Here is a 6,428-nt window from a genome sequence, read left to right as displayed (position 1 = left end):
TATGGATAAAGCTTTCACTAATCCATCGACGATATGTGCCCTGTCATGTGCCTTTTGCAGCTCATAACGTGAACGGTTCACGATTACCTCTTTACGGTGTTCGATATAAGCATCGAGCATTTTAGGCAGGCTCATCAATGTTGGCCGCTTTTTATAAATTGCAACCATATTGAAATTGTAGGCAATTTGGAGATCGGAATTTTTATATAAATAATGCAGGACTCCATTTGCATCTGCTTCTTTTTTCAGTTCGATGACAATGCGCAGTCCTGTACGGTCGGTCTCATCCCTAACTTCGGCGATACCTTCCACTTTCCGGTCTAGACGGAATTCATCCATTTTCTTAACAAGGTTAGCTTTATTGACTTCATATGGGATTTCAGTGATGACGATTTGCTGTTTGCCGCCCCGAATCGTTTCCACTTCCGCCAACCCGCGAATGATTATTTTCCCTTTACCTGTTTCATAGGCCTTACGAATGCCCTCAATTCCTTGAATGATACCGCCAGTAGGAAAATCCGGCCCTTTAATGACAGTCATTAAATCAGCGACTGTCGCTTCCGGCTTATCGATTCGCATAATGGCAGCATCAATGACTTCACCAAGTTGATGTGGCGGGATTTCAGTGGCATAGCCGGCTGAAATTCCTGTAGAGCCGTTTACAAGCAGGTTAGGGAACATTGCAGGCAAAACAATGGGCTCTTCAGAAGTATCATCAAAGTTCGGTACAAAATCGACCGTCCTTTTTTCAATATCCCGCAGCATCTCGGAGGCAATCGATGAAAGCCTCGCTTCCGTATACCGCATCGCAGCAGGCGGATCACCATCAATGCTACCATTGTTTCCGTGCATTTGGACCATGACCTTCCGCAGCTTCCAGTCTTGGCTCATCCGAACCATTGCCTCATAAACGGATGAATCTCCGTGAGGGTGATAGTTACCGATTACATTACCGACCGTTTTTGCGGATTTCCTGAATCCTTTTTCCTGAGTATTTCCTTCGACATGCATCGCATACAATATCCTGCGCTGCACCGGTTTTAAGCCGTCCCTTGCATCAGGAAGTGCCCGATCTTGGATAATATATTTACTATAACGGCCGAAGCGGTCACCAATTACCTCTTCAAGCGGCAAATCCCGAAACGTTTCTTCAAATACCATCGTTAATGACCTCCTCTTCAATCGACATATTTTCATTATCTAAAATATTCGATTCCTCTTCGAGACCAAAAGCGACATTGGCTTCAATCCACTTACGACGCGGTTCAACCTTATCTCCCATCAAAGTTGTCACACGTCTTTCTGCACGTGCTCCATCATCGATCTTCACACGTATCAATGTCCTTGTTTCCGGGTTCATGGTGGTATCCCATAATTGATCGGCATTCATCTCACCCAGCCCTTTATAGCGCTGAATCATATAGCCTTTCCCCACCTTGTCTATCGCTCCCTGGAGCTCCTCATCGCTCCAAGCATATTCAATGACTTCTTTCTTCCCTGTCCCTTTGCTCACTTTATATAAAGGGGGCAAGGCAATGTAAACCTTTCCTGACTCTATTAACGGTTTCATATATCGGTAAAAGAAAGTCAGCAGCAGCACTTGGATATGGGCACCATCCGTATCTGCATCAGTCATGATGATCACTTTATCATAGTTAGTGTCCGGCGTATTGAACTCCGCCCCGACACCCCCGCCGATGGCATGGATGATCGTATTTATTTCCTCGTTTTTAAAAATATCCGCCAGTTTTGCCTTTTCCGTATTGATAACTTTACCCCGCAAAGGTAGAACTGCTTGGAAACGGCGATCCCGCCCTTGTTTAGCCGATCCCCCAGCAGAGTCACCTTCTACAAGATACAATTCATTTCGTTCGGGATTTTTCGATTGGGCCGGTGTTAATTTCCCGGAAAGGATGGCATCGGATTTTTTCCGTTTCTTCCCGCTTCTTGCGTCTTCACGGGCTTTGCGTGCCGCTTCCCTTGCCTGGAACGCTTTAATCGCTTTTTTAACCAATAGGGTACTTGTGGTCGGATCTTCTTCAAAAAAGTAGGCTAGGTGCTCTGATACGATGGAATCGACTGCAGAACGGGCTTCGCTGGTTCCAAGTTTGCTTTTGGTTTGTCCTTCGAATTGAAGAAGTTCTTCAGGGATGCGCACTGAAATGATTGAAGACAAGCCTTCACGTATATCGGTACCTTCGAGGTTTTTATCTTTTTCCTTTAATAGCCCCATTTTTCTGGCATAATCATTGAATGCCCGTGTCATGGCCGTTTTTGCACCAATCTCATGGGTGCCCCCATCTTTTGTACGAACGTTATTCACGAAGCTTAGAATATTTTCTGAATAACCATCGTTGAATTGAAAGGCAAGTTCGACTTCGATCCCATTTTGTTCCCCTTCTAAGCTGACTACACTATGGAGTGTCTCTTTCTCTTCATTTAAATAATCGACAAACGCTTCAATGCCATTTTCATAGTGAAAAATTTCATTATGGTCGTTACGCTCATCCGTCAATTCTATCTTCATGCCTTTTAAAAGAAAAGCTGATTCGCGAAGGCGCTCACACAGGATTTCATAATTAAAAGTCGTCACCGAAAATATTTTAGGATCGGGCTTGAAGTGGATTTTGGTCCCAGCTTGATTTGTTTTACCGATTTTCTCCAGTGTGGTTTCTGGCTTTCCGCCATTGAAAAAACGTTGTTCGTAAATGAACCCGTCCCTCTTGATTGTTACGACAAGCCATTCAGACAACGCGTTAACGACCGAAGCACCGACTCCATGAAGGCCTCCGCTCGTTTTATATCCGCCTTGTCCAAATTTACCTCCAGCATGAAGAATCGTTAAAATGACCTCAGGCGTCGGTTTACCTAATTTATGCATGCCAATAGGCATTCCACGCCCTTTATCGGACACACTTACACTGTTATCTTTATGTATTTTCACACTAATTTGGTCTCCATATCCAGCTAAAGCCTCATCTACGGAGTTATCTACAATCTCGTACACTAAATGATGAAGTCCGCGTGCATCAGTACTGCCGATATACATACCGGGACGTTTTCTGACCGCTTCGAGTCCTTCCAGTACCTGAATTGCATCATCATTGTACTCGATTGTTTTTACTTTCTTTGCCACAGAAATTCCCCTTTCCTTACTAAACACAATTTCCGGGCCAAATCATACTGCAATGAAATGACTCACTAGCTTAACAAATCCATTAATACGTTATTATCATTATAACAAGTATAATACTTTCACGAACAAAGAACAAGTGTTCTATTTTTTTGTCCTTTTTATTAGCGTTAGCACATTTGTGTGGAACAAAACGTATCATAGCTACCATTCTAATTGTAGCGGTAAATTTTCATTTGGCAAATATACTTTTATATTTAAATCAAATTAAGCTTTAATGGCTTAATTTTGCCCGACCGCTCAATGCCCGCTATGGCTGCCTTTCAGTTTTTCTCCAGAAATAAAGCGATACCTTAAAAAAAGAGCGGAAGTTCCGCTCTTCATTTTACTTAGTAAGGGCGTGTTCGACTTTTATACATCGATTCATGATGACAGTATGTCCTTTTTCTTTCAAAAAATTATAGGCTTCTTCATTTTCCACTCCTAGCTGCGCCCAAAAGATATCTGCATCGATTTCTGCAAATTCCTTGGCTATCTCCGGAAGGAACTCTGAACGGCGGAAAACATTGACGATATCGACGTGCCCTTCAATATCTTTCAGGGCTTTTACTGCCTTTACACCCAGCACTTCAGATACAGCAGGGTTTACCGGGATGATTTCATATCCGCTATCCTGCATGGCCTTTGATACCATATAAGAAGTGCGCTCAGGGTTATCAGATAAACCGACGACAGCGATGCGCTTCGATTTTTTCAACATCTTTCCCATTTCTTCCCTGCTTGGATTTTCTATCATTCTTTTCAATCCCCTTTTATAATAAAATGTAATATTTGATTAAAGAGTATTCCTAACAAAAGTATTTTACAGAGAAAAGCTGTTTATTACCATTATTAAGAAAAATCATTATACAAGAAAGAATAAGTTTAGAAAAGGCATGACTCACTTAACTTTCTTATGTTCATACAGACTACCACGTATTGTAACAATTTATACAAGGAGGCATCGTTCATTATATATTTACGAAAATAAGGAAGTCTAAACCTTTTACCGTTCATGAACTTAACGTATATCAAAAGATGTAGGTCCATCAAGGAAAATTCATTTTTTTAGTGGATTTTTTTTGGACAGCCGTACCATTTTGTCACGAAAATGTTACAATAAGAGAAGCTTAACAGGTATTTCAGGGCTGTTTTTAGCTATTTCTACACGTTTATTTTTGAAAAAGGGAACAATCTTCCTTAAACGTGATAAAAAAAGAAGATTTTTCTTAAAGAAAGGGTAATAGAATGCTTACATTTATCACTATACTGGCTGCCTACCTGATCGGTTCGATTCCGTCCGGTTTAATAATCGGTAAAACATTTTACAAAATCGACATCCGGGAGCATGGCAGTAAAAATCTAGGCGGGACAAATACCTTCAGGACACTTGGTGTCAAGGCAGGACTAACCGTTACTATCATGGATATACTTAAGGGTACCCTAGCAACTTACCTGCCGTATATGCTAGGCGTGGAAATGCATTTATTGCTAGCCGGAGTTATTGCGGTAGTCGGTCATATGTTTCCCATTTTTGCAAACTTTCGGGGCGGAAAAGCCGTGGCAACTTCTGCTGGTGTCATTCTTGCTTATGAACCATGGTTTTTTGTCTTTGCCGTCATCATTTTCTTTATATCCTTATACATATCCAAATATGTCTCGCTTTCATCCATGATTGCTTGTCTACTTGCTCTCATCTACAGTTTAGTTTTTCATATTAAAGATTTGCCGCTCATTATTGTAATCAGTTTAATAACGATCTTCATTTTTTACCGGCATCGCGCAAACATCAAGCGGATTATCGATAAAACTGAACCTAAAGTAAAATGGTTATAAGAACATGTGCATTACCATGTGAAGATAGGCCCGTATGCAAGGGCCTATTTTCCATTCTACAATTCATTTGTAAGGCATGCCTCGAAACCTTTTCAGCAGCGCTCCGATTTCCTTGATGATTAACACTTTTCCCTGAATTGTCATTTCCATTTCTGCAATCCATTATATTCCCATTGATGATTCCGATTATTTCATTGAAGGAATTTTCCGTTAATCCAGATTCCTTCTCACCTGCTTGAACCACTTCTTTGACACTTAGGGCAGAATCAACAATATCTTTCATGTATTCATTTGATGATTGCACGATTTCATCTATTTCAGCTATCGACTTTTTAGTCTGTCCAGCAAGTTTCCTGACCTCAATCGAAACAACCGCAAATCCATTACCATGTTCAGCTGCCCGCCTCGATGGCTAAGTTCAATAAAAGGCATCAACAACTCCCTCGACCTGGGGTTCGATTGCCTCTCTAAAATATTGATCAGCTTTAAATCGTATTCCGTTAAATCGATGATATTAACCTGAAGTTTCACCTGTTCACTGCTTACATCCAATATGCCATCTGTTTCATTTGCTTTTTGAAACCAGTGCTTCACTTTTATGAAAACCCATATCCCACTCCCCGGATTTTGTAAATCCCGACAAAGTTAATCCATTATACCTGACAATAAAATATGATTCTTTATACCTGTTTAATTGAAATTAATTCCGGTTACCCTCAAAAAAAGTGATTCTTTCAGTCTATTTATATTTCATTCTGGACTCCACACGATTCTTTTGTCAAGGTAAAAGGGCCTGAGTCATTTCTACATTAACTTCCAAACGAATAAATCGTTTGGAATTCGTTTAGTGGAGAAAGAGTCAAGTAAGGATTGAATAATTGTTAAACAGGGGCTACACTGGAACTAGTTATTACATATCGATAGGAGAAAGTGCCATGAAACCATTGCAAATATCACCGGAAACTGCATTAAAGTTATCCAAGTCACTAAACTTGCCTTTAGAGCAAATCATGCATATGCCTACACCAGTCTTGCTGAAAAAGCTTGCCGAGGCTGAAGCAAAAGAAAAAGGCAATACAAAATAGCTGCAGGAATCTGCAGCTATCATTTTGTAGACAAAAGGGGTTCGGAATTAAAACATTCTGAACCCCTTTTGAAATYCCCTTTGAATTTTCGCCTAAAGTTAAGAGATTGCGGCTCTACGAGCCCACATGTTAGGCCATTTTTGGACCTCGCCATATCCAATTGGCCATCTTCCTTAAATTAATGGCAGCGAAAGTAAGCATCGCCTRCATTGACAATTTTTTAAGTCCCCTTAAAGTAGTCCAACGCATACCATGCTTTTCTTTTGCATCTGCGAATACACGCTCAATCGTTTCTTTACGTTTTGCATATATAGGTTTTACATCTTGATGATGAC

8 protein-coding genes are annotated in these 6,428 nt (G+C 40.8%); 2 read left to right on the top strand and 6 right to left on the bottom strand.

The features are described from left to right. From AC1DVB_RS24425 to AC1DVB_RS24415, 3 genes are all read right to left on the bottom strand, one after another. Positions 1-1,161: DNA gyrase subunit A (locus tag AC1DVB_RS24425; RefSeq protein WP_477591354.1), on the bottom strand; the 1,161-nt coding region annotated here is incomplete at its 3' end. Next, positions 1,151-3,136, bottom strand: coding sequence for a DNA topoisomerase IV subunit B (parE, locus tag AC1DVB_RS24420; protein ID WP_048678600.1), 1,986 nt, complete (start codon positions 3,134-3,136; stop codon positions 1,151-1,153). The genes AC1DVB_RS24425 and parE, both read right to left, overlap by 11 nt. Positions 3,137-3,518: 382 nt before the next feature. Continuing rightward, positions 3,519-3,929 (bottom strand): CoA-binding protein, encoded by a 411-nt coding sequence (locus tag AC1DVB_RS24415; protein WP_034312397.1) that lies wholly within the window; start codon positions 3,927-3,929, stop codon positions 3,519-3,521. 491 nt (positions 3,930-4,420) lie between these two features. Between AC1DVB_RS24415 and plsY the strand changes: the two genes are divergently transcribed. Next, positions 4,421-5,008, top strand: coding sequence for a glycerol-3-phosphate 1-O-acyltransferase PlsY (plsY, locus tag AC1DVB_RS24410; RefSeq protein WP_034312400.1), 588 nt, complete (start codon positions 4,421-4,423; stop codon positions 5,006-5,008). Here plsY and AC1DVB_RS24405 read toward each other — a convergent pair. Both AC1DVB_RS24405 and AC1DVB_RS24400 read right to left on the bottom strand, forming a co-directional pair. Next, positions 4,989-5,372 (bottom strand): hypothetical protein, encoded by a 384-nt coding sequence (locus AC1DVB_RS24405; protein ID WP_477591356.1) that lies wholly within the window; start codon positions 5,370-5,372, stop codon positions 4,989-4,991. The two genes, plsY and AC1DVB_RS24405, sit on opposite strands and share 20 nt — an antisense overlap. Continuing rightward, positions 5,330-5,602, bottom strand: coding sequence for a hypothetical protein (locus AC1DVB_RS24400; protein ID WP_477591351.1), 273 nt, complete (start codon positions 5,600-5,602; stop codon positions 5,330-5,332). Before AC1DVB_RS24400 ends, AC1DVB_RS24405 begins: the two co-directional genes overlap by 43 nt. Before the next feature lie 341 nt (positions 5,603-5,943). Between AC1DVB_RS24400 and AC1DVB_RS24395 the strand changes: the two genes are divergently transcribed. Beyond that, positions 5,944-6,093 (top strand): YycC family protein, encoded by a 150-nt coding sequence (locus AC1DVB_RS24395; RefSeq protein WP_082609358.1) that lies wholly within the window; start codon positions 5,944-5,946, stop codon positions 6,091-6,093. Between the two features lie 129 nt (positions 6,094-6,222). Here AC1DVB_RS24395 and AC1DVB_RS24390 read toward each other — a convergent pair. After that, positions 6,223-6,428, bottom strand: a 206-nt coding sequence (locus AC1DVB_RS24390; protein ID WP_477591349.1) for a transposase, incomplete at its 5' end; no start/stop codon positions are given.

The sequence above is a fragment of the Peribacillus sp. P4_D6 genome (assembly GCF_056401795.1).
This window is presented reverse-complemented; position numbering and strand designations above follow the sequence as displayed.

Coding starts and splice junctions, on each gene's coding strand:
- AC1DVB_RS24415 (WP_034312397.1), bottom strand. CDS start 3,929: ATGATAGAAAATCCAAGCAGGGAAGAAATGGGAAAGATGTTGAAAAAA.
- plsY (WP_034312400.1), top strand. CDS start 4,421: ATGCTTACATTTATCACTATACTGGCTGCCTACCTGATCGGTTCGATT.
- AC1DVB_RS24395 (WP_082609358.1), top strand. CDS start 5,944: ATGAAACCATTGCAAATATCACCGGAAACTGCATTAAAGTTATCCAAG.